Origin of the sequence: Aliiroseovarius marinus (genome assembly GCF_050881025.1) — a bacterium.
GTDB lineage: Bacteria > Pseudomonadota > Alphaproteobacteria > Rhodobacterales > Rhodobacteraceae > Aliiroseovarius > Aliiroseovarius marinus_A.
Genome location: NZ_JBNNXQ010000001.1, coordinates 15537 through 37905, shown reverse-complemented (window position 1 = coordinate 37905; position 22369 = coordinate 15537). Strand labels below are relative to the sequence as shown.

Annotated in this window: 10 protein-coding genes; 9 read left to right on the top strand and 1 reads right to left on the bottom strand. The window is 63.8% G+C overall.

The annotated features are described in order from the left end of the window. The first annotated feature begins 28 nt into the window (after positions 1-28). Positions 29-2005: an FAD-dependent oxidoreductase gene (locus tag ACRY08_RS00115; protein WP_432447781.1), complete on the top strand. Its 1977-nt coding sequence runs from the start codon at positions 29-31 to the stop codon at positions 2003-2005. A gap of 10 nt (positions 2006-2015) precedes the next feature. On the opposite strand, the gene ACRY08_RS00110 is transcribed toward ACRY08_RS00115, so the two are convergent. Then, complete coding sequence (locus ACRY08_RS00110; protein ID WP_432448820.1) at positions 2016-2552, bottom strand: helix-turn-helix domain-containing protein; 537 nt, start codon at positions 2550-2552, stop codon at positions 2016-2018. A 407-nt stretch (positions 2553-2959) separates the two neighbouring features. Between ACRY08_RS00110 and lipA the strand changes: the two genes are divergently transcribed. The 8 genes from lipA (at position 2960) to ACRY08_RS00070 (ending at position 22306) form a co-directional block, all read left to right on the top strand. After that, positions 2960-3901 (top strand): lipoyl synthase, encoded by a 942-nt coding sequence (gene lipA / locus ACRY08_RS00105; protein ID WP_432447780.1) that lies wholly within the window; start codon positions 2960-2962, stop codon positions 3899-3901. A gap of 48 nt (positions 3902-3949) precedes the next feature. Continuing rightward, positions 3950-5323 carry an alanine/glycine:cation symporter family protein gene (locus ACRY08_RS00100; RefSeq protein ID WP_432447779.1) on the top strand — a complete coding sequence of 458 codons (1374 nt, stop codon included), beginning with the start codon at positions 3950-3952 and terminating at the stop codon, positions 5321-5323. Positions 5324-5389: 66 nt separating this feature from the next. Next, positions 5390-5803: a universal stress protein gene (locus ACRY08_RS00095; RefSeq protein WP_432447778.1), complete on the top strand. Its 414-nt coding sequence runs from the start codon at positions 5390-5392 to the stop codon at positions 5801-5803. A 59-nt stretch (positions 5804-5862) separates the two neighbouring features. Further along, on the top strand, positions 5863-6960 hold the full coding sequence (gcvT, locus tag ACRY08_RS00090) for a glycine cleavage system aminomethyltransferase GcvT (RefSeq protein ID WP_432447777.1): 1098 nt from the start codon (positions 5863-5865) through the stop codon (positions 6958-6960). Positions 6961-6978: 18 nt separating this feature from the next. Beyond that, positions 6979-7344: a glycine cleavage system protein GcvH gene (gcvH, locus tag ACRY08_RS00085; protein ID WP_432447776.1), complete on the top strand. Its 366-nt coding sequence runs from the start codon at positions 6979-6981 to the stop codon at positions 7342-7344. A 60-nt stretch (positions 7345-7404) separates the two neighbouring features. After that, positions 7405-10260: an aminomethyl-transferring glycine dehydrogenase gene (gcvP, locus tag ACRY08_RS00080; RefSeq protein WP_432447775.1), complete on the top strand. Its 2856-nt coding sequence runs from the start codon at positions 7405-7407 to the stop codon at positions 10258-10260. A gap of 89 nt (positions 10261-10349) precedes the next feature. Continuing rightward, positions 10350-11336: a helix-turn-helix domain-containing protein gene (locus ACRY08_RS00075; protein ID WP_432447774.1), complete on the top strand. Its 987-nt coding sequence runs from the start codon at positions 10350-10352 to the stop codon at positions 11334-11336. Between the two features lie 182 nt (positions 11337-11518). Then, on the top strand, positions 11519-22306 hold the full coding sequence (locus ACRY08_RS00070) for a hypothetical protein (RefSeq protein WP_432447773.1): 10788 nt from the start codon (positions 11519-11521) through the stop codon (positions 22304-22306). The last annotated feature ends 63 nt before the right edge of the window (positions 22307-22369 follow it).

The following is a 22369-nucleotide window of genomic DNA, read 5'->3' as shown; positions in this document are numbered from 1 at the left end:
TGATCGATGTGACCGATGGAGAATGGGAATGGGGCAGGGATTGCTTGAACCACTGAAACTGCGCCACTGCACCTTGCGCAATCGCATCGTTTTTGGGGCTCATACCGCCAATATGTCCCGGTTGGGGCTGCCAGCAGATCAGCATCTGGCCTATTACCTTGAACGCGCGCGCGGCGGCGCGGGTATGATCGTGGTCGAGCCGATGCCCACCGACCCGACCGCCGTTCTGACCCGTGGCAACTTTCGCCCGGCGGATGACGCCGTGATCCCCGGTTTTCAGCGTATCACCGAGGCCTGCAAGGCTGAGGGCGCCGTGATGATCCAGCAGCTCTATCATATCGGGCAACACGGCGATGCGGACCTGTCCTATGCCCCCAATATGTCGCCTTCGGGCCAGCCCAGCTATCACGACAGTGATGGCAGTCACGCGATGCGCGAAGACGAGATCGAGGCGCAGATCATGGGGTTCGTGGATGCCGCGCGGCGCTGTCAGCAGGCGGGGTTTGACGGGGTCGAGATTTGGGCGGCCTATCATTCGCTGATCGAGCAGTTCTGGCGCCCGTCATCGAACCGCCGCGAGGACCAGTGGGGCGGGGCGTTTGAAAACCGGTTGCGGTTCGGGCTGCGCATTCAGGACGGCATTCGCACCGCCTGTGGCAATGATTTCATCATCGGCCTGTCCATCAGCGTGGCCCCCAATGATCCCTTGGGTCTGAGCATCGACGAGTTGGTCGAGATCGCCGCCGCCCATGACGCCACCGGGCAGTTGGATTATGTGACCTGCGGCACCGGCAGCTATGTGGAGTTTGACAAGGTCATGCCCAGCTTTGTCTATGGCGAAAAGCTGTCGGTGGATGTGACCGCGCGGCTGAAGGCGCGGCTGGTCACGGCGAAGGTGCAAAGCGAAAGCCAGATCCGCACGCCCGAGAATGCGCGTGATGTGCTGAAGGCGGGGCAGGCGGATATGGTCTCGATCGTGCGCGGCCAGATTGCGGACCCGCATTGGGCGCGCAAACTGGGTGAAGGGCGCGAAGACGACATCCGCGGCTGTATCTCGTGCAACCAGATGTGTTGGGGGCGGCGGTCACGCGACTATTGGATTTCCTGCCTGATCAACCCGTCCGTCGGGCGGGAATGGGAGTGGGGCGGCGAGCCCTTCACGCCCGCGACGGTGTCGAAATCCGTTCTGGTGATCGGCGCGGGGCCTGCGGGTCTGGAGGCCGCGCGGATCGCGGCGGAACGCGGCCACAAGGTGACGCTGTGCGAAGCGGCCCCCCAGATCGGCGGGCAGTTTCGCCTGGCCGGGCTTCAGCCGCGCCGGGGGCAGATCCTGGAATTGCTGGACTGGTATGAACGCCAGTTTGACCGGCTGGGCGTGACCCTGCATCTGAACCGCTTTGTCGATGCCGAGGATGTGGCGGAGTTTTCGGCAGACGAGATCGTCGTTGCCACCGGGTCTCTGCCCACGGGCACGGGCTGGCAGCGTTTCCGCCCCGAGCTTGACGAGATGCCGGGGATCAATACGGGCAATGTTGCCAGCGTTGAAGAGGTCTTGCGCCGCGAGATACCCATCGGCAAGCGCGTCGTGTTGTTGGATGAAGGTGGCAATTGGCGCGGCGTCGGCACCGCTTGGCATCTGGCCGAGGCAGGGCACGCGGTCACCATCGTCACCCCCGATGCCATGGTCGGCAAAGAGATCGCGCGAACCACGGCTGATCACCGGGCGCGGCAGGTTCTGGCGGGGCATGGTGCGCGCTTCATCACCGAGAGCGTGATTGACGCATGGGGCGCGGGCGGGGCCGTGGTACGCTCGCTTCTGACCGGTGACAGCGAAGAGGTCGCGGCCGACACGCTGGTGCTGGCCACCACGAACGAGGCGTTTTCGATGGTGGGTGACGGGCTGCGCGAAGCCAGCGTGAATATCCACGAGATCGGCGATTGCGTCGCCCCGCGCATGGCGCCTTATGCGTTTTACGAAGGGCGAAAGCTGGGGCTGGCGCTTTAGATGTAAGCGCCTAGTCCTGCAGCGACACCCACAGGACCACCGCATCTTCCTTGCTGGAAGAGACGCAGCAATGGCCCATGCCCGCGTCGTAATACACGCTGTCGCCCGCTTTCATCACCAAGGGGCGGTAATGCTCGGTATGCAGGGTCAGCTCGCCCGAGAGAACGAACATGAACTCCTCGCCCGCATGGCGCACCCAGGGGTCAAACTCGCTGACATCGCGGGCGCGGATGGTCGAGATATAGGGCAGCATGCGTTTGCTGGTCAGCTCGTTGCACAGAAGTTCGTGGTGATAGGTCGGTGTATCCTTCACCTCGCCGGCACCAGCAGGGGTATAATCACGCCGGCCCGAGATGTTGCTTTGCGGCGCCTGCACAAAAAGCTGCGGGGTTTCCAGTTCCAGCGTCTGGGTCAGGCGGCGAATGATTTCGAAACTTGGCCGGGTTTGATTGTTTTCGATCTTTGACAGGGTCGATCGGCCAATCCCGGCGGCGCGTGCCGTATCCTCCAAGGTCAGCCCCTTGGCCTTTCGTGCCTCGCGAATCATACGCCCCATCGCTTCGCCGTCAGGGGCTTCAGCCGGGTCGTTTGTGGTCTGAGAAGTGCCGCTTGTGTCGATCTCCAAGCCCGATCCTCCGTTTTTCCCGTTGTTGCACACGAGCTTAGGAGGCGTTCGCATAGCTGTCAAAGTATCCCGCTGCACACAAAACTTGCCAATTCCCCAAAAGTTTCCTATAGGGAACAAGAAATCCCGAATAGGAAACTATTCCACAAAGTGCGCATTTCTGAATGTGTCTGCAGGGCGGAGAAACAAATGTTCAACCCGGTTGTGATCGAAGCTGTACCCGGTGCCCCGGTGATCATATTACCCACAGTTGAGGTGGCCGGCAGCCGCGCGCCCTGTTTCACGACCCGCGGCCCCAACGCGGCCCATTTGGCGAAAAGAGAGGTAAAATGAACGTCCCTCGCCTTCGCCACCCGGAAAAAGCGCATAAGCCCGATACGGCGATCCCGCGCAAGCCCAAGTGGATTCGTAAGAAAAAGATCGAGAGCGCCGAGTATTACGAGACCCGGCGCCTGATGCGGGATCATGATCTGGTCACTGTCTGCGAAGAAGCCGCGTGCCCTAATGTGGGCGAATGCTGGTCCAAACGTCACGCCACCATGATGATCATGGGCGAGGTTTGCACCCGTGGCTGCAGCTTTTGCAACGTCTCGACGGGCCGTCCCGAGGCGCTGGACGCGTTTGAACCGGGCCGGGTGGCGGCGGCAGTGAAAAAGCTGGGACTGCGCCATGTGGTGATCACCTCGGTCGACCGCGATGATCTGGAGGACGGCGGGGCAGAGCATATCGCCCAGACCATTCGCGCCGTGCGTCATCAGACCCCAGACACCACCATCGAGGTGCTGACGCCGGATTTCTTGGGCAAAGGGGCTGCGGCAGAGGCCGTGTTCGCGGCGGCACCGGATGTGTTCAATCACAACCTTGAAACCGTACCGCGGCTTTACCCGACCGTGCGCCCCGGTGCGCGCTACTACCAGTCGCTGCGCCTGTTGGACGACGCCAAACGGGCCAATCCGGCGGTGTTCACCAAATCCGGTCTGATGGTGGGTCTTGGCGAAACCATGGAAGAGGTGCGGCAGGTGATGGATGACCTGCGCGCCGCAAATGTCGATTTCCTGACTGTCGGGCAATATCTGCAACCCACCGCCAAACACCACAAGATCGACCGGTTCTGGACACCGGAAGAGTTTGAACGCATCGAACAGGCCGCCCGCGCCAAGGGGTTCCTTGGGGTCTCGGCCACGCCGCTCACGCGGTCATCATTCCATGCGGACGAAGATTTTGCTGCTCTGAAGCAGGCGCGCCATCTCGCGCTTGCCCCAGGAGTATAACAAAACGCAAAGGTCGAAGATATCGGCCGCATTCATTGGGAGGAAACCATGGAAGCGTTAAACAACATCGTCGGAGCCATCAATGGCGTCGTATGGGGGCCGCTGATGCTGGTCCTTATTCTGGGCGTCGGCTTTTTCCTGCAGGTCGGCCTGAAGTTAATGCCGATCCTGAAACTGGGCATGGGCTTTGGCCTGTTGTTCAAGGGTCGCGACAGCCAGGGCGCGGGGCAGATCAGCCCGTTCAACGCGCTGATGACCTCGTTGTCGGCCACCATCGGCACCGGCAACATCGCCGGCGTTGCCACCGCCGTTTTCCTTGGTGGTCCGGGCGCATTGTTCTGGATGTGGATGACCGCTCTGGTCGGCATGGCCACCAAATACGGCGAGGCCGTTCTGGCGGTGAAATACCGTGAACAGGACGAGCTGGGCAACTATGTGGGCGGCCCGATGTATTACATCAAGAACGGTCTGGGCGCGAAATGGGCCTGGCTGGGCTTTGCCTTTGCCCTGTTCGGCGCGATTGCCGCCTTTGGCATCGGCAACGGTGTGCAGGCCAATGGTGTGGCGCAGGTGCTGGAAGCCAATTTCGGTTTGAACACCTCGGTCACCGGCGTGGTTCTGATGATCCTGACCGCAGCCGTTATTCTGGGTGGCATCACCCGCATTGGCGCGGTTGCCGGTAAGCTGGTGCCCTTCATGGCCGTGGCTTACATTGTCGCCGGTCTGCTGGTTCTGTTGATCAATATCGGCAACATTGGCGCCGCCCTGTCGCTGGTCTTCACCCACGCCTTTACCGCGTCTGCTGCCGAAGGTGGCTTTGCCGGTGCGGCTGTCTGGATGGCGATCCGCTTTGGTGTGGCACGTGGTGTCTTCTCGAACGAAGCCGGTCTGGGCTCGGCACCGATTGCCCACGCAGCGGCCTCGACCAAAGGTCCGGTGAACCAAGGTCTTGTTGCGATGCTGGGCACCTTCATCGACACCATCATCGTCTGTTCGATCACCGGTCTCGCGATCATCTCGTCGGGGGCGTGGACGTCCGGCGAAAGCGGTGCGGCCCTGACCTCGCTGGCCTTTGAAAACAGCCTGCCGGGCATTGGTGGCTATCTGATCGCCATCGCCCTGTCGATCTTTGCCTTCACCACCATCCTTGGCTGGTCCTTCTATGGCGAGAAATGCGTGGGCTTCCTGGCGGGTCACAAGGTTCTGCCGGTCTATCGTATCGCATGGATCGTGATGATCTATTTCGGCGCAACCGCTGATCTGGGCTTCATCTGGCTTCTGGCAGACACGCTCAACGCCATGATGGCCATTCCGAACCTGATCGCTCTGGCACTGCTCAGCCCGGTCATCTTCAAGCTGACGCGCGAATTCTTCGCCTCGAACGGAGCTTCGGAAGAAGGCGGCACGACGCCTGCCGAATAACCTGATCCCCGGGGGCGGCGCGGGTCGCCCCCGGACCCTCAAATTCCTTTTGATAGGAGAGAGACAATGACACGCAAGATCCTGCTGCCCATTGATCACACTGATGATCGGTCGTGGAAAAAGGCGCTGCCTTTCGCATTGGAACAGGCGAAGTTCTACGATGCCGAGTTGCACGCCGTATCCGTGATCCCCGAGATCATCCTGTTGCCCAACCTGCCTGCCAACTATGGGGCAGGGGCCAAGGACCATGTTTCAAACGCCGTGAAAGCGATCCTTGAAGCTGGCGGTGCGGGTGACGTGCCGGTTCACATTGAAGAAGGCAGCGTTTACCGTGAGATTCTGAAGCTCGCTCACAAAGAAGGCTTTGACCATATCGTTATGTCGTCGGCCAAGGGTGACTTCCCGAACTTCGAGATCGGCCCGAACCTCGCCCGCGTCGTGCGCAACGCGCATTGTACAGTTACAGTCGTGCGCGACTGATGCACCGTGACAGTCGTGCGCGACTGAACAAGAACCCAAAACCAACAGGAGGCGCGGCCATGACCGACACCCCCAAACGCACACCGCTTTATGACCTGCATGTCGAACTTGGCGGCAAGATGGTGGATTTCGCCGGCTGGGAAATGCCCGTCCAATACCCGATGGGCATCATGGGCGAGCACAAGCACTGCCGCGAGAAAGCCGCGCTTTTTGACGTGAGCCACATGGGTCAGGTGATCCTGAAGGGCGAAGGTATCGGCGAGAAGCTGGAAAGCATCTGCCCGCAGGCCTATGCCACCCTCAAGGAAGGCAAAGCGCGCTATGGCTTCTTCACCAACGAAGATGGCGGCATCATGGATGACCTGATCGTCTCGAACGCCGGAGATCACTTCTTTGTGGTGGTGAATGCCTCGATGCGTCATCAGGACATTCCGCATATGGCCGCCAATCTGGACGGCGTTGAGGTCACCGAGATTTTCGACCGTGCGCTGGTTGCCGTACAAGGTCCCAAGGCCGAGGATGTGGTGGGCGATCTCTGCCCCGCCGCCCGTGACCTGACCTTCATGGAAACCACCGTCGCGGACATCAACGGCGTCAGCTGCCGCATCTCGCGTCTGGGTTACACCGGCGAAGATGGCTACGAGATCTCGATCCCGGAAGCGGATGCCGAGGCCGTCGCCCGTGCTTTCCTGGCGCATGACGATTGCGAACCCGCCGGCCTTGGCGCCCGCGACAGCCTGCGTCTGGAAGCTGGCCTTTGCCTCTATGGCAACGACATCGACCAGTCGACCTCGCCGATCGAGGCAAGCCTGAGCTGGGCGATCCAGAAGCGCCGCAAAGAAGAAGGCGGCTTCCCGGGTGCCGAGCGCATCCAGCGCGAGCTGGCTGAAGGGGCCGCGAAAAAGCTGGTGGGCATCAAGCCCGAAGGCCGCGCCCCCGCCCGTCAGCATGTGGAAATCCAATGCGCCGAGGGCAACACCATCGGCGAGATCACTTCGGGCAGCTTTGGCCCCACGGTCGGCGGTCCCGTCGCCATGGGCTATGTCGCCAAGGGCCACGGCGCCGTTGGCGAGAAAGTGAACCTGATCATTCGCGGCAAGGCTCAGCCTGCCGAAATCGTATCGCTGCCCTTCGTGCAGCAAAACTACAAACGCTAAGACAGGGAGCATCCTGACATGACCACCTATTATTCCGAAGATCACGAGTGGATCACCGTCGAGGGCGACATCGCCACCATCGGCATCACCAAACACGCCGCTGACCAGCTGGGCGAGATCGTTTTCGTAGAGCAGCGCGAAGCGGGCGACGACTTTGAAAAAGGCGACGAGATCGGCGTGATCGAAAGCGTGAAAGCCGCCTCTGAAATCTATGCACCGGTAGACGGTGAAGTGGTCGAGGCCAACGGCGCGCTGGAAGAAAATCCCGGTGCCCTGAATGACAGCCCAGAGGGCGACGCCTGGATTTACAAGGTCAAGCTGGCTGACGCGTCTCAGCTTGATGATCTGATGGACCTGGACGGGTATAAAGCCCTTATCGGATGACATCATTCGCCCGCCGGACCCACCCGGCGGGCCACCACGCTTACGCATAAGGATCACGACATGGCCTTCAAACTGACCGACTACGAAGCCTATGATTTTGCCAACCGTCGCCATATCGGCCCGTCTCCGCGTGAGATGGCAGATATGTTGAAAGTGATTGGTTTCAAGACGTTGGACGAGCTTATTGATGCTACCGTCCCGCCCGCCATCCGCCAGAAAGAGGCGTTGGATTGGGGGCCTGCCATGTCCGAGCGTGACGCGCTTTACCACATGAAACAGGTGGCCTCGAAGAACAAGGTTCTGACCTCGCTGATTGGTCAGGGGTATCATGGCACCACCACGCCCGCGCCGATCCTGCGCAACATTCTGGAAAACCCCGCGTGGTATACCGCCTATACGCCGTATCAGCCCGAGATTTCGCAAGGCCGTCTTGAGGCGCTTTTGAACTTCCAGACCATGGTGTCGGATATGACCGGGCTCGAGGTTGCCAACGCCTCGCTTCTGGATGAAGCCACCGCCGCTGCCGAAGCCATGGCCATGGCCCATCGCGGGTCACGGTCGAAAGCCAATAACGCGGCCTTCTTTGTCGACAAGAACTGCCACCCGCAGACCGTCGCCGTGATCAAGACCCGCGCAGCGCCTTTGGGCATTGATGTGCAGGTGGCCGATCCTGATGATCTGGATCCGGGCGCGGTCTTTGGGGGGATCTTCCAATATCCCGGCACCCATGGTCATGTGCGTGATTTCACCAATGAAATCGCGGCTTTGCATGAACATAAGGCCATCGCCGTTGTGGCGGCCGACATCCTGTCGCTGGCCCTTCTGAAATCGCCCGGTGAAATGGGTGCGGATATCGCTGTTGGCTCGACCCAGCGCTTTGGTGTGCCGATGGGCTATGGTGGTCCGCACGCCGCCTATATGGCCACGACCGACAAGCTAAAACGCAACATGCCGGGCCGTATCATCGGCGTGTCCATCGATGCGCGCGGCAACAAGGCCTACCGTCTGGCTCTGCAGACCCGCGAACAGCATATCCGCCGCGAAAAAGCCAACTCGAACGTCTGCACCGCGCAGGCGCTTCTGGCGGTCATCGCCTCGATGTATGCGGTCTATCACGGCCCCGATGGCATCAAAGCCATTGCGCAGTCCGTGCACCGCAAGACCTCGCGTCTGGCGGCGGGTCTGGAAGAAGCTGGCTTCTCGGTCGAACCGGAGGTCTTCTTTGACACGATCACCGTGGCGGTCGGTCCGCTGCAGAAAACCGTGATGGAGGCCGCCGTGGCCCGTGGTGTGAACCTGCGCGCCGTGGGGGATGACCGGATCGGCATCTCGCTGGACGAACAGACCCGCGCCGAGACCATCGAAGCGGTCTGGGGGGCGTTTGGCATCGACAAGAAAGACGACAGTGTTGCCAACCGCGCCTATCGCCTACCGGACTATGCGCTGCGTGAAAGCGAATATCTGACCCACCCGATCTTCCACCAAAACCGCGCCGAGGCCGAGATCACCCGCTATATGCGCCGTCTTGCCGACCGCGATCTGGCGCTGGACCGGGCGATGATCCCGCTGGGCTCCTGCACCATGAAGCTGAATGCCACGATCGAGATGATCCCGGTCACTTGGCCCGAATTTGGCAATCTGCATCCCTTCGTGCCGAAAGATCAGGCCGAGGGTTATCACGAGATGATTGCCGATCTGAACGACAAGCTGTGCCAGATCACCGGCTATGATGCGATTTCGCAGCAGCCCAACTCGGGCGCGCAGGGCGAATATGCGGGGCTTCTGACCATCCGCAATTATCACGCATCGCGCGGGGAAGGGCACCGCAATGTCTGTCTGATCCCGACCTCGGCGCATGGCACCAACCCGGCCACCGCGCAGATGGTGGGCTATAAGGTTGTGCCGGTGAAATCGGACGTGGATGGCAACATCGACATCGAGGATTTCCGCGCCAAGGCCGTGCAGCATTCGGACCATCTGGCCGCCTGCATGATCACCTATCCCTCGACCCACGGCGTCTTTGAAGAAACTGTGCAAGAGGTCTGCCAGATCACCCATGATCACGGCGGTCAGGTCTATATCGACGGCGCCAATATGAACGCCATGGTCGGTCTGGCCCGTCCGGGCGACGTGGGCGGTGACGTGAGCCACCTTAACCTGCACAAGACCTTCTGCATCCCGCATGGCGGCGGTGGCCCCGGCATGGGTCCGATTGGCGTGAAGGCGCATCTGGAAGAGCACCTGCCGGGTCACCCGGAATATGGCACCGCTGTGGGGCCGGTGTCGGCCGCGCCCTTCGGCTCGCCCTCGATCCTGCCGGTCAGCTGGGCTTACGTCCTTCTGATGGGCGGTGCGGGTCTGACCCAAGCCACCAAGGTCGCGATCCTGAACGCCAACTACATCGCGGCGCGTCTGCAGGATGGTTACAACATTCTCTACACCTCCAAAACGGGGCGTGTGGCGCATGAATGTATCCTCGACACCCGCCCGCTGGCGGATGAGGGCAATGTGACCGTGGATGACGTGGCTAAACGCCTTGTTGACAGCGGCTTCCACGCCCCCACGATGAGCTGGCCGGTGGCTGGTACGCTGATGGTGGAACCCACCGAAAGTGAACCCAAGGCCGAGCTGGACCGTTTCTGCGACGCCATGCTGTCCATCCGCGCCGAGGCGCAGGACATCATCGACGGCAAGATCGACCCGGAAAACAACCCGCTGAAACACGCCCCTCACACGGTGCGTGATCTGGTGGGCGACTGGGACCGGCCCTACACCCGCGAACAGGCCTGCTTCCCTCCGGGGAACCTGGGCGTGGACAAATACTGGCCCGTCGTGAACCGCGTCGACAACGCCTATGGCGACCGCAACCTTGTCTGCACCTGTCCGCCCATGGACGCTTATGGCGACGAGGACTGACCGGTCCTGAAACCAAGCGCCCCGACCGGGTTCACTGGTCGGGGCGCACCAGACCTGTGCCACCCTGTTACCCGCCAAAGGAGATCTGCATGACCTATGTCGACACTCTCAGGCCCAAGCCGCATCTTGAAGCGGTGACAGGGTACGACAGGCCGACCCGGCATGGTGTGACCCTTATTGTGCCGGACGGGGCGCCCGCGGTTTCGGCGCAGATCATCGCCGATCTCTTTCGTGCGGCAAATGACCTGATCCAGAATGCCCGCTATGATCTGCGCATCTGTACGCTGGCCGATTGGCCGGGGGGCGATCCTGCCTTGTGGCAGCGCCAGACCGTGGTGTTTTTGGGCAATATTCACGACCGTTGGCTGGCGGAACGCAAACACTGGCAACGCGCGCAGCAGGTGATGAACCTGTCCCGCCAGGTGGTGCTGGTGGGGGGCGCTGTGTTTTTACTATGCGGATCGGGGCACGAAGAGGATCTGCCCCTTGCCATCCACCCTAATTTTGCCCTTGCCGCGCAGGAAGAGGGGTTGCGGTCGGCGGGTCACCATCGCCTGACCACGCAGGACACGCGCCTGCACAGCGCCATCAGCCCGCTTGTGGCTGTCAAGCTGATCCTGACGCTGATCGCCGACAGTCACGGCGCCTTCGTGGCGACCGCGCTTGCGGCCTATGTCGGGCTTGATGACAGCCCGGAAAAGCCGCGCAGCCCGCTGGCGCATGATTTGCGCCGCCGCGCGGGCGGTGATGTGGTGGTGTCCTCGACGCTGGATTTGATGGAGCGCCACATGGAAACGCCGTGGTCTATCCATGATCTCTCTGCGCAACAGGAGGTGTCGCAGCGCCAGTTGCAGCGTCGTTTCATGGCCGTTCTGGGTCAGACACCGCTCGAGATCTATCGGCTGCTTCGGGTTGAAAAAGCGCGCGAGCTTTTGACCCATACCAGCCTGCCACTGCCCGAAATCGCTTTGGCCACCGGTTTTGCCGCGTCTGGTCACCTGACGAAGTGTTTCAAGCAGGTCTATAAGATCACCCCGCGCGACCTTCGGCGCGAGGCTTTCCGGCTGGCCTCGTGATCTATTCATAACCTGTTAACTTTGTTGACCCGCTTGCATTTTGCCTCTAACCTTTTGACTAAGATGTAGCCAGGGGAGGGTGACCCGTCAGGTGGAGAAACCATCAGGGTCCCCAGTGTATTCATACAGTGTATTTGCGACGCGCTCGCGCGCCCCGGCTTGTCTTGGGTGCCGCAAGAATATTGACGCTTTACGTATCGAAGCTCGGTCTGTTGGCCGGGCTTGGCGTGCTTGTGTCGGGTCCCGCGTTGGCAAATGATCCCTGTATCGAGGATAACGGCTTTCCTGTTTCGGGCGCCATCATCGAGGTTTTCTGCGAAGGCGATCAGGCCGATGGGGTGCATTTCCCCTCGGCCTTCATCTACACTCTGGGCCTGTACGCACAGAACCCGTTCCACGCAGGATATTTCTCTGAGATCGAGATCGCCTATCTGGATCGCCCGATCCACACCAACGGAATTTCGGCGGTGCGCCTTCTGAACTATGCGCAGCCCACGCTGGATAGTGCACAGGATTTCGAGGCCCGCCTGCTGCCTGATGGTGTTGGGCGCTACATTCGGGCCGATGGCTACGGCGCCTCGGCTGTGCAGATCAGCTCTTATGGCGGGTTTCTGCTGCAAGGCGACGCCAATTACCCGACGATTGAAGAACGCTTTGGCTTTTCCGGCAGTGATTTGTCCCTGCGCATCGACAACTCCTACCCCACACGCACGCCAGACGATGTGGCGGTCTATTTCGACAATACGCTGTATGACTTCGGGCATGATCGTACCAATGCGCAATATCAGAACTGGGCGTTTGGCAATGTGTTTTTGCTCGAGACCACCGGGAATAATGCCCACGGCGTGGTGATGGAAAGCTATGGTGGCCACGGGGTCGGGGGCGACGAGGACCACACCACCGGTGGCCCCGGCGGGCGCGGTGGCACGCTGGGGGCGATCGTTCAAGGCAATATCATCACCTATGGCAATGACGCAGCCGGTATCTTGCTGCGCAGTCTGGGCGGCCAGGGGGGCAATGGGCATAATGGCACCCTCTTTGGTGGCGGGGGGCGCGGCGGTGTCGGCGGGCGCGGCGAATATGCCGTTCTGAACAATATGGCCGCGATCAGCACCCATGGGTTCCGGGCCTCGGGCATCGTTGTGCAGTCGCTGGGCGGCGGCGGCGGGTTGGGCGGCAATGGCGGCTGGGTGCTGGGGGATGGTGGCGCCGGCGGGTCGGCCGCAAGCGGCGGCTTCATCAATGTCACCAACCAGAACTGGGCGTCGATCGTCACGCGCGGCGCGGGGGCCAATGGCATTCTGGCGCAATCCATCGGCGGATTTGCCGGTGCTGCGGGGTCGGGCGGGTATCTGTTCTCGGCCGGCGGCAACGGGGTGTCCGGCGGGAACGGGAATGGCGTTTCGGTGACCAACAATGCCCGGATCGATACATGGGGCGCTTATGATGCCGTGGGCATTCTGGCGCAATCCATTGGCGGCGGAGGCGGCGCGGGCGGTGCGGCGGATGGCTACTACGCGATTGGTGGCAACGGCGGTTTGGGTGGTAATGGCGGTGGTGTCACGGTCACCAATCGCGGCGGCATCATCACCTATGGGGGCCTGCGCAGCCATGGCATTCTGGCGCAGTCGATTGGCGGCGGCGGTGGTGTGGGCGGCAATGCCTCGGGGGCGGCGTCACTGGGCGGAGCCGGCAATTCGGCCGGTCATGGGGGCGTGGCCACGGTGCATAACTCCGGGTGGATAACCACGGTGGGCGATGATGCGATGGGCATCTTCGTGCAGTCCATCGGCGGTGGTGGCGGGCATGGCGGCAATGCCAGTGGCATGGCGGCCATTGGCGGACGCGGCGGTTCTGGCGGCAACGCGCTTTTCGCCCGCGTCTATAGTGACGGCGTGATTTCCACCTGGGGCGATCATGCCGCCGGAATTTCGGCGCAATCCATTGGTGGCGGCGGCGGCACGGGCGGCTCGGCGACCTCGGCCGGGCCTTTTGCCTCTTTCGCGCTTGGCGGCAGCGGCGGCGATGGCGGCTGGGGCTCGCAGGTAACCGTGTCCAATTCGGTTGGCTTCAGCGGATCTGCCAATATCACCACGCGCGGCGATTTCGCCGATGGCATCTTGGCGCAATCCATCGGTGGCGGCGGCGGCAATGGCGGCGCGGCGATGGCATCTTCCTTTGGCAGCGGGTTCTCGGTGGCCATGGCGATCGGCGCCAATGGCGGGTCCGGCGGCGGTGCGGGCACAGTGGATGTCGCCTATCGTGGCGCGATCCGCACCGAAGGCGACTGGTCCAACGCCGTGCGCGCGCAGTCCATCGGCGGCGGCGGCGGCTCGGGCGGCTATGCGGTGTCAGGCTCGGCGTCGACCAGCGGTGCGCTCAGTTTCGCAATTGGTGGGTCCGGGGCCACCGGCGGTCAGGCGCAGAGCGTCACAGTCACCACCTATCATGACCTGACAACATTGGGCGACCGCTCGGCCGCGATCCTGGCACAATCCATTGGCGGTGGCGGTGGCAATGGCGGCTTTGCCTTTGCGGGCGCGATGGGCGGCGTGGGCAGTCTGGGCTTTGCGCTTGGCGGCAATGGCGGGCTGGGCGGCAACGGGGCAAATGTGACGGTGGACAGCCACGGCGCGATTTTCACCGATGGCGAGATGTCCGCGGGCATTGTCGCGCAGTCCATCGGCGGCGGTGGTGGCAGCGGGGGTCACTCGATGTCAGCAAGCTTTGGCGGCACCGGCGCCGGGGCGATTGCGCTGGGGGGCAGCGGGGCTTATGGCACCTATGGCTATGACGTCACGGTCACCTCGCGCGGGCGCGTTACAACGACCGGAGATGGGTCGCACGGGATCGTCGCTCAGTCGATTGGCGGCGGCGGCGGCAATGGTGGTTTCGCCGTGGCTGGAGCGGCCAGCGGCGCGGGCAGCCTTGCGGTTTCCGCCGGGGGCGATGCCGGGGGCGGCGGGAATGGCCGCGACGTGACGGTCACCACTTATGATCGCATCGGCACGCTGGGTGACAATGCCGTGGGCGTTTTGGCGCAATCACTGGGTGGCGGCGGCGGCAATGGCGGGATGAGCCTTGCCCTTGGTGCCGCAGGCAAGGGGGCGGTGTCCGTTGCCCTTGGTGGCGGCGGCGGTAGCGGCGGGGAGGCCCGGTCCGTCACGGTCACGGCCAATGGCAATATCGAAACCTCGGGCGGCATGTCATCGGGCCTTGTGGCGCAGTCCATCGGCGGCGGCGGCGGGCGAGGTGGGCTTGCCGCGGCAGGCGCATTTTCCGGCACAGCCTCGGGCAGCCTGTCGCTGGGTGGCTCAGGCGGCGGTGGTGGAGATGGCGGGCAGGTCTGGGCGGCGGCCAACGGGTTTGTCCTGACGGGGGGCGACGGCGCAACCGGCGTTTTGGCACAATCCATTGGCGGCGGCGGTGGCGACGGCGGCATGGCCATTGGCGCTTCTGCCAGCTTCACGGCCAGTGCCACGGCCAGCCTTGGCGGTTCAGGCGGCAGCGGCGGCGATGCGGCGCAGGTGGACTTGCGCGGATCGGGTGCGGCCTGGACCTTTGGCGACAACGCCAATGCCTATGTGGCGCAATCCATTGGCGGCGGCGGCGGCAACGGCGGTTTCTCCAGTGCCAACAGCTTTGCCACCACAGGCAACGCATCGTTTACCTATGGTGCGTCTGGCGGCTCTGGCGGGGCAGGCGGCCTGGTGCATGTGATCGTCACCAACGCGGGTGATGCAGGCCGTAATATTGAAACCCATGGCGATAGTTCCACCGCTATTCTTGCCCAATCCATTGGCGGCGGCGGCGGCTCTGGCGGGTTCTCCGTGTCCAGTGGTTTTGCGCAGACCGGCAGCGCCAACCTGTCCTTCGGCGGCGAGGGCAGTCAGGGTGGCACGGGGGGGAAAGTTACGGTGTCGGTGACCGAAAGCATCCTGACCAAGGGGCGCTTGTCATCGGGGATTGTGGCGCAATCCATTGGCGGCGGCGGGGGCCATGGTGGTTTTGCAGCCGCAGGCGGGTTGGGTGGCAACCGCGCCGATCTGGCATTTGGAGGCGATGCGGGCAGCGGTCAGCTTGCGGACGAAGTGACGGTCAGCTTGGGGGACATTGGCATTGACACCTCGCTGCGCACCGAAGGGGACGGCGCGAAGGGCGTTTTGGCGCAATCCATCGGTGGTGGCGGCGGCAATGGCGGATTTGCGGTGGGGGCCAGCGGGTCCAACAGCGCCTTCACAGCGGGGATCGTGATGGGCGGCAATGGCGGCACCGGCGGCCACGGCAGCACTGTTTCGCTGACCAACCGCGCCACGGTGACAACATTGGGCGATCACGCCACTGGCCTGTCGGCACAATCCATCGGCGGTGGTGGCGGAAATGGCGGTTTTGCGGTGGCAGGTGGGTTGAACGCGGGCACCGCAGCAGTTGATCTGACGCTGGGTGGGCGCAGCGGTGCCGCTGGCGATGCCGCAGAGGTCACCCTGGAGAGTTACAATAATATCAGCACGATGGGTCGCTTTTCTGATGCGATCCTTGCGCAGTCCATCGGTGGCGGCGGTGGTAACGGGGGGCTGACGGTCTCTGCAGGCCTGTCCTCGACTGCTAGCGGTGGGGTCAGTCTGGGTGGTCGGGGGTCATCCGGTGGTGCTGCAGGAGTGGTTACGGTCACGGCGCAGGGTCAGTTGCTGACGCTGGGGGATCACGCGGCGGGCATTCTGGCGCAGTCCATCGGCGGTGGCGGCGGCAATGGCGGTGCGGCGATTTCGGGCGCGTTCAGCCAGACAGCGGCGGCCTCGGTCGGGCTTGGCGGCCGCGGCAGCGCGGGCGGGGCCGGGGCGCAGGTCACGGTGCAAAACGAGGCGGCGATTGAGACGCAAGGAGATTTCTCGACCGGGCTGGCCGCGCAATCCATTGGCGGCGGTGGTGGCAATGGCGGCTTTTCCATCGGCGGCACATTTGCCAACAGCGCACAGCTTGGTGTGACCATCGGCGGCTCGGGTGGCGGCGCGGCGCAGGGGGGCTTGGTGTCGGTCAGCAATGATGGCGCGATCCTGACGCGCGGGCGCCAGTCGGATGGCGTGCTGGCGCAATCCATCGGCGGCGGCGGGGGGGCCGGGGGCCTGTCGGTCGGTGCGGCGGGCGGCGGCAATAGCGCCACGTTGCGGCTGGGCGGCGCAGGATATGGCGGCGCTTGGGGCGGCAATGTCACGGTGACCCAAACCGCGATGATCACCACGCTGGGCGAAGACAGCGCCGCCATTCGGGCGCAATCTCTGGGCGGCGGCGGCGGGACCGGCGGCTTTGCCCTTGGGGGAACAGTCTCTTCCGGGCGGGCAGCGACGATCAGCCTTGGTGGCAGCGGCGGGACCGGCGGCTCTGGTGGCATGGTCGCGGTCGACAATGGCGGCACCCTTGCCACGCAGGGCGCGCGCGCGAGCGGGCTGATGGCCCAATCCATCGGTGGTGGTGGCGGCACGGCGGGATCGGCGGGCAGCTTGTCTGCGACCTCGGGCAATGCGCTGACCCTGTCGATCGGCGCGAGCGGCGGCAATGGCGGCAATGGCGGTCAGGTGGATGTGACCAATCGCGGATCGGTTTTCACTTTGGGTGACAGCGCGCAGGCGGTGGTGGCGCAGTCCATCGGCGGCGGCGGTGGCACGGCGGGTGGCAGCCTGTCGCTGCGTGCCGCGGGCGCAATGTCAGCGAGCCTTACCTTCGGGGCAAGCGGTGGCACGGGCGGCTCTGGCGGCGCGGTCAACTTCACGCAAGAGGGCGCGGCCAGCGTGGTCACAGAGCTGCGCACCGAAGGCCGGGGCGCGGATGCGGTTCTGTTGCAATCCATCGGCGGTGGGGGCGGCAATGGCTCTTACGTGATCGCAGGCGGCGGCAACAAAGGCATGGGCGGCAGCCTGTCCTTTGGCTCCAGCGGTGGCGCTGGAGGTGCCGGCGGAGCTGTGACCGGGCGCATCGGCGCCGATGGCCGCGCGATCCAGATCCTGACCCGCGCGGATGACGCGGTGGGTCTGAAGGCGCAATCCATTGGTGGTGGCGGGGGCAATGGCAGCTTTACCATGGCAGCGCAGGGCACCAGCGGCACTGGGATGAGCCTGACCATGGGCGGCGCGGGCGCGTCTGGCGGTGAGGGCGGCGCTGTGACGCTGGATCATGTGCAGGCCAATATCTTCACCGCAGGTGCGGGCAGCGTGGGGCTTCAGGCCGAGAGTATCGGTGGCGGTGGCGGATCGGCCAATCTGCACCTGTCCGGGGCGCTGTCGACGTCGCGCAGCTTTGCGCTGCAGCTGGGGGCAAATGGCGGCAGCGGCGCGCGGGCCGGAGATGTGCAGGTGAATTCGCTTGGTCAGGTGCTGACACAGGGGCACAATGCCACGGCCATCATGGCCCGGTCGCTGGGCGGCGGTGGCGGCAATGCGGGGGTGAATATAGGGCTGGCCCTGTCGACCAAATCTGACGGGGTGTCTGTCGCGCTGGGGGCCACCGGCGGGTCTGGCGGGCATTCGGGCGATGTCGCGGTGACCTCTGACAGCTTGATCGACACGGCGGGCAATGGCAGCGGCGGCATTCTGGCCCATGCGATTGGCGGCGGCGGCGGTACCGGAGGCTTTGCCGGTGCCTTCACCGGATCATTTGCGGATGGTAAAACGCTTGGTCTGCAATTGGGCGGCGATGGCGGCACCGGGCATTTCGCGGGCCGCGTGACGGTTGCGTCCACCGCGTCGATCCTGACACGCGGGGCAGATGCCACCGGCATCAGCGCCTTGTCGCTTGGCGGTGGCGGAGGCTCTGGCGGCGGCGCGATGGCGTTCAATTTCGCCAAGGAAAACGAAGCCGCACAGCTGGCAATTGCCGCAGGCGGGGACGGGGGCGACGGGGGATATGCCTCGGAGGTTTCGGTCACCAACAGTGCGGCGATTTCCACGGGCGGCACACGCAGCCACGGCATCGCCGCGCAATCCATTGGTGGCGGTGGCGGTAATGGCGGGCAAGCGGTGGCCGGCAGCATCGTTGCCAAGAAAAACGGATCGGGTGCCAAGCAATTTAGCGTGGCTTTGGGCGGCTCGGGCGGCACCGGCAATCACGCGGGCCGTGTCGCGGTGGACAACAGCGGTGATGTCACCACATTTGCAGCCGGGTCGCATGCACTGTTGGCGCAATCCATTGGCGGCGGCGGTGGCATGGCCAATCAAGCCCTTGCGCTGAGCTTCTCGGGTGCGGACAGCACGGCCTTTGGCCTGTCGCTGGGCGGCTCGGGGGGCAGCGCGGGCTATGGCGGTCAGGTTTCGGTGCAAAATGACGGGTCCCTTTACACCCAAGGCGCGTTCAGCCGGGGCATTCAGGCGCAATCAATCGGCGGCGGTGGTGGCTCTGGCGGGTTCACCGGCAGCGCTGCGATGGGCCGTGGTGGGGACACCAACCAATATGTGCTCGCTTTTGGCGGCGCAGGCGGAGACGGCAATACCGGCGGCGATGTCGACGTGACCCACACGGGCTATCTGCTGACCACCGGCGCCTTTTCCGAAGGGGTTCTGGCGCAATCCATCGGCGGCGGTGGCGGGGCCGGCGGGTCGTCTTTGGCCATGACACGCGCCACGACACCTGCGACCGGCTCCAGCGGAGACCCCGCGCGCAATCTTGCGGTTGCCGTGGCGCTTGGCGGGCAGGGCGGCACCGGGGCTGATGGCGGCGCGGTTTCGGTCGATATCGACGGGATCGTAAACACGTTTGGATTGGCCGCACATGGGGTCATGGCGCAAAGCGTTGGTGGCGGAGGCGGTGCGGGCGGCAATGCCAAAGCCGTGACCATTTTCGCGGGCAAGGAAGACACCAATGATCCGCAAGGGCCGCAAAACCGCTCGCGCCTTTTGGCCATGGGCGGCGATGGCGGTGCTGCGGGCAACGGCGGTGATGTCAGCGTGGAAAATGACAGCTGGGTGGTGACTTACGGCGCGGATGCCTTTGGTATTGTTGCCCAGTCCGTGGGCGGCGGTGGCGGCATCGGTGGTCAGGGCGAACACGGGGCGCCGACCCTGGACGAGCTGATCGGGATCGGTGGTGACCTTGTGGCGAACCTGCCCGATATTCCGGCGCTGCCGGCGTTCCCGGCCCTTGCAGGGCTGCCCGGCCTGCCGGGGCTTCCGGGCCTGCCCAATCTGACCAGCCTGCCGAACCTGCCCAGCCTGAAAGACCTTGGCGCTTTGCCGGGACTGTCCGGGGCCACTGTGCCCGGTCTGCCTGATCTGGGCGGCCTTCCGGCGCTGCCCGGCCTGCCCGGGGTGGCCGACCTGCCCGAGGCGCCGGATGTGCCCGGCCTGCCCACAGCTCCTGACGCTCCGACAGCGCCTGAGACCCCGGAGGCAGAAGAAGACGACGAAGACGGCACCAGCCGCTATGAGATTGTCATCGGCGGTCAGGGCGGCGCCAGTGGGGATGGCGGTGCTGTGACGGTGACCAACCGGGGCAATGTGGCCGCCTTTGGCGATGGCGCGATTGGGGTCTTTGCGCAATCCGTTGGCGGCGGCGGCGGTCTGGGGGGTGCAGGTGCGCTTGGTGAAACCGGCACGATCGGCCTTGGTGGCTCTGGCGGGGCAGGCGGCAATGGCGGCGATGTGACCGTGACCAATGACGGGTTGATCCTGACGGCTGGCACGGCGGGCTATGGCATCTTTGCCCAATCCGTTGGCGGTGGCGGCGGATTTGGCGGCAATGTGGATCGCGGGCTGGATGGTGCTGAGAACACCGATGGGCTGGCCTTTGGCGCGTCGGGCGGGGCTGGCGGCGATGGCGGTGATGTGACCGTGACCAGCACGGGCACCATCATCACGCTGGGCGACGGGGCCACGGCCATCTTCGCGCAATCCGTGGGTGGCGGCGGCGGCGTGCTGGGAGAGATCGGCGAAGGGCGTGGGCTTGTCGGCAGCAGCGGTGCTGTGGGGCAGGCGGGTGACGTTCTGGTGGATCACACAGGCACGATTGTCACGGCAGGTGACGGGGCGCATGGTATATTTGCAACCGCTCTGGATGGGGCGGGCGCGCCCTCTGGCAGTGTTGATATCCTTTACGAGGGCGACATCACCGTATTGGGCAAGGACTCCCATGCGATATTGGCCCAGACAACCGCAAATGGCAGCCTGCCCACCAAGATCGAGATCGGGATCGGCAAGGGATCAACCATCACCGGTGGCTCTGACGAGGCCACGGTGTCCTTGGTTGGGGGCCGCGAAAACACGCTTGAAAACGCGGGTCAGCTTCAGTCCGCAGGCGGATTGAACGGATTGGTCATTGAAGCCCTCAGCGGCAATGACGCGATCCGCAACTCGGGTATTTTTGCCGGGGTGTTTGATCTGGGCGGCGGCGAAAACCGGTTCGACAACCAAGACGGCGCGCTGATGCTTCTGGGCGCGCGGTCAGCGCTTCATGATGGAAGTGCCGGCGCATCGGGGCTTTTGCACAATGCGGGTGAGCTGTCCTTTGGCGATAGCGGTCACCTGAACGCAGCCGCGCGCATGGCAGCGCATGACCCGACATCACGGCCCTCTACGCTTGCCACTTTGCGCCTGACCGGGGATTTCCAGCAATCCACCACCGGGATGACCTTCCTTGACCTGGATTTTGCTACCCGCACGGCGGATCACCTGATCAACACGGGACGCGCAGATTGGGATGGCACCTTGTCGGTCCTGACCTATCACCCGACCCATCTGCGGTCAGGCCGGTCCGAGGCGCTGTTTTCCACCGCGTCCAAAGGGGCTGACAAAGGCGGCTTGCAGCTGGACATCGCGCCAAGTGCCATCGTTGACTACCAGATCAAGGCGCGGTCGGACACGCAGCTGGTGCTGGCGTGGGATGTGGATTTTGCCACGAGTGCCGCCGGGTTCAACCGCAACCAAACCTCGCTGGGCAGTCATCTGAACGCGGCCTTTGCAAGCGGCGCGCCCGAGGGGCTGCAGGCGCTGTCCGCCGCGCTTTTTGCCGTGCCGGATGCGCGCGACCTGCCGGTGCTTTTTGACAGTTTGAACGCGGATATCTACGCTGCGCGCAAGGCGCAGGACCATTTGGGGCTGCTGTCATTTGCCGAGCGTTTCGGGCGGTGCAACCTGTCTGCGACCATGCCCAGCTGTGCCTCTTTGAGCTTCGCCAGCGAGACGAGCGCGCGCAGCGCCTCGTTTGAATATCTTGGCCAAACCGGTCACCGGGCGACCAGCCAGTTGGGGGCCGCGCGTCTGACCGATGGGGGCGGGCGGCTGTCCTTTGGACTGGATTTCGGCTCTCACAGCACCCGCCATGGCGCGACCGGTGCCCGGGTTGAAGGGCACCATACGATGTTGGGTCTGCGCTATGACATGGCCGCCATGGGCATCGACTGGAGCGTTGGTTTCGCGGCCAGCTCTGCGCGGTCCGACATCACACGCTATCCGTTCCTTGGCGGCGCCACCACAGGCAAGCTGGAAAGCACAAGCCTTGCCCTGACGGTTGGGGCCAGCAAACGGTTTGACCTGGGCACGGGGCTGTTCCTGCGTCCGGGCGCGGAGCTAAGTTTGGGTCAGACCAGAACCAAAGCCCTGCGCGAGACGGGCGGGAACCTTGGCCTGGTGTTGGAAGAAAGCACGGACCGGTTTGCCGTCTTCACGCCGTCGGTCGAGATCGGGTTTGACGGGCCGCTTGAAACCGGCTGCAAAACACGGTGCGCCACGGTCACCGGCGGGTTGAAGATCGCGCGCCGGACCTTCCTTGGCAATCGCACGGCCAGCGCCACCGGGCGCTTTATCGAGGCCCCGGCAAGCTCTGATCCGTTCACGGTGACAGATCCGCTGGAGGACAGTTGGTCTGTTGAGGCCTCGGTCGGGCTTGAGCTTGGCCCTCTGACATCGGTCGAGGTCACCGCGCAGCGCCGCTGGTTGGGGGATAGCACCTCAAATGCGATTGGGTTCAGGTTGGAACACGCGTTCTAAAGCGTTTCGATAGGGTGCGCGCGTTTCTGAATGAACATGCGCCACATGTTTCCCCCGAAACGC

What these genes read in the sequence shown, in the direction of transcription:
- ACRY08_RS00115 (WP_432447781.1), top strand. Translation starts at nt 29, where the DNA reads ATGGGGCAGGGATTGCTTGAACCACTGAAACTGCGCCACTGCACCTTG.
- ACRY08_RS00110 (WP_432448820.1), bottom strand. Translation starts at nt 2,552, where the DNA reads ATGATTCGCGAGGCACGAAAGGCCAAGGGGCTGACCTTGGAGGATACG.
- lipA (WP_432447780.1), top strand. Translation starts at nt 2,960, where the DNA reads ATGAACGTCCCTCGCCTTCGCCACCCGGAAAAAGCGCATAAGCCCGAT.
- ACRY08_RS00100 (WP_432447779.1), top strand. Translation starts at nt 3,950, where the DNA reads ATGGAAGCGTTAAACAACATCGTCGGAGCCATCAATGGCGTCGTATGG.
- ACRY08_RS00095 (WP_432447778.1), top strand. Translation starts at nt 5,390, where the DNA reads ATGACACGCAAGATCCTGCTGCCCATTGATCACACTGATGATCGGTCG.
- gcvT (WP_432447777.1), top strand. Translation starts at nt 5,863, where the DNA reads ATGACCGACACCCCCAAACGCACACCGCTTTATGACCTGCATGTCGAA.
- gcvH (WP_432447776.1), top strand. Translation starts at nt 6,979, where the DNA reads ATGACCACCTATTATTCCGAAGATCACGAGTGGATCACCGTCGAGGGC.
- gcvP (WP_432447775.1), top strand. Translation starts at nt 7,405, where the DNA reads ATGGCCTTCAAACTGACCGACTACGAAGCCTATGATTTTGCCAACCGT.
- ACRY08_RS00075 (WP_432447774.1), top strand. Translation starts at nt 10,350, where the DNA reads ATGACCTATGTCGACACTCTCAGGCCCAAGCCGCATCTTGAAGCGGTG.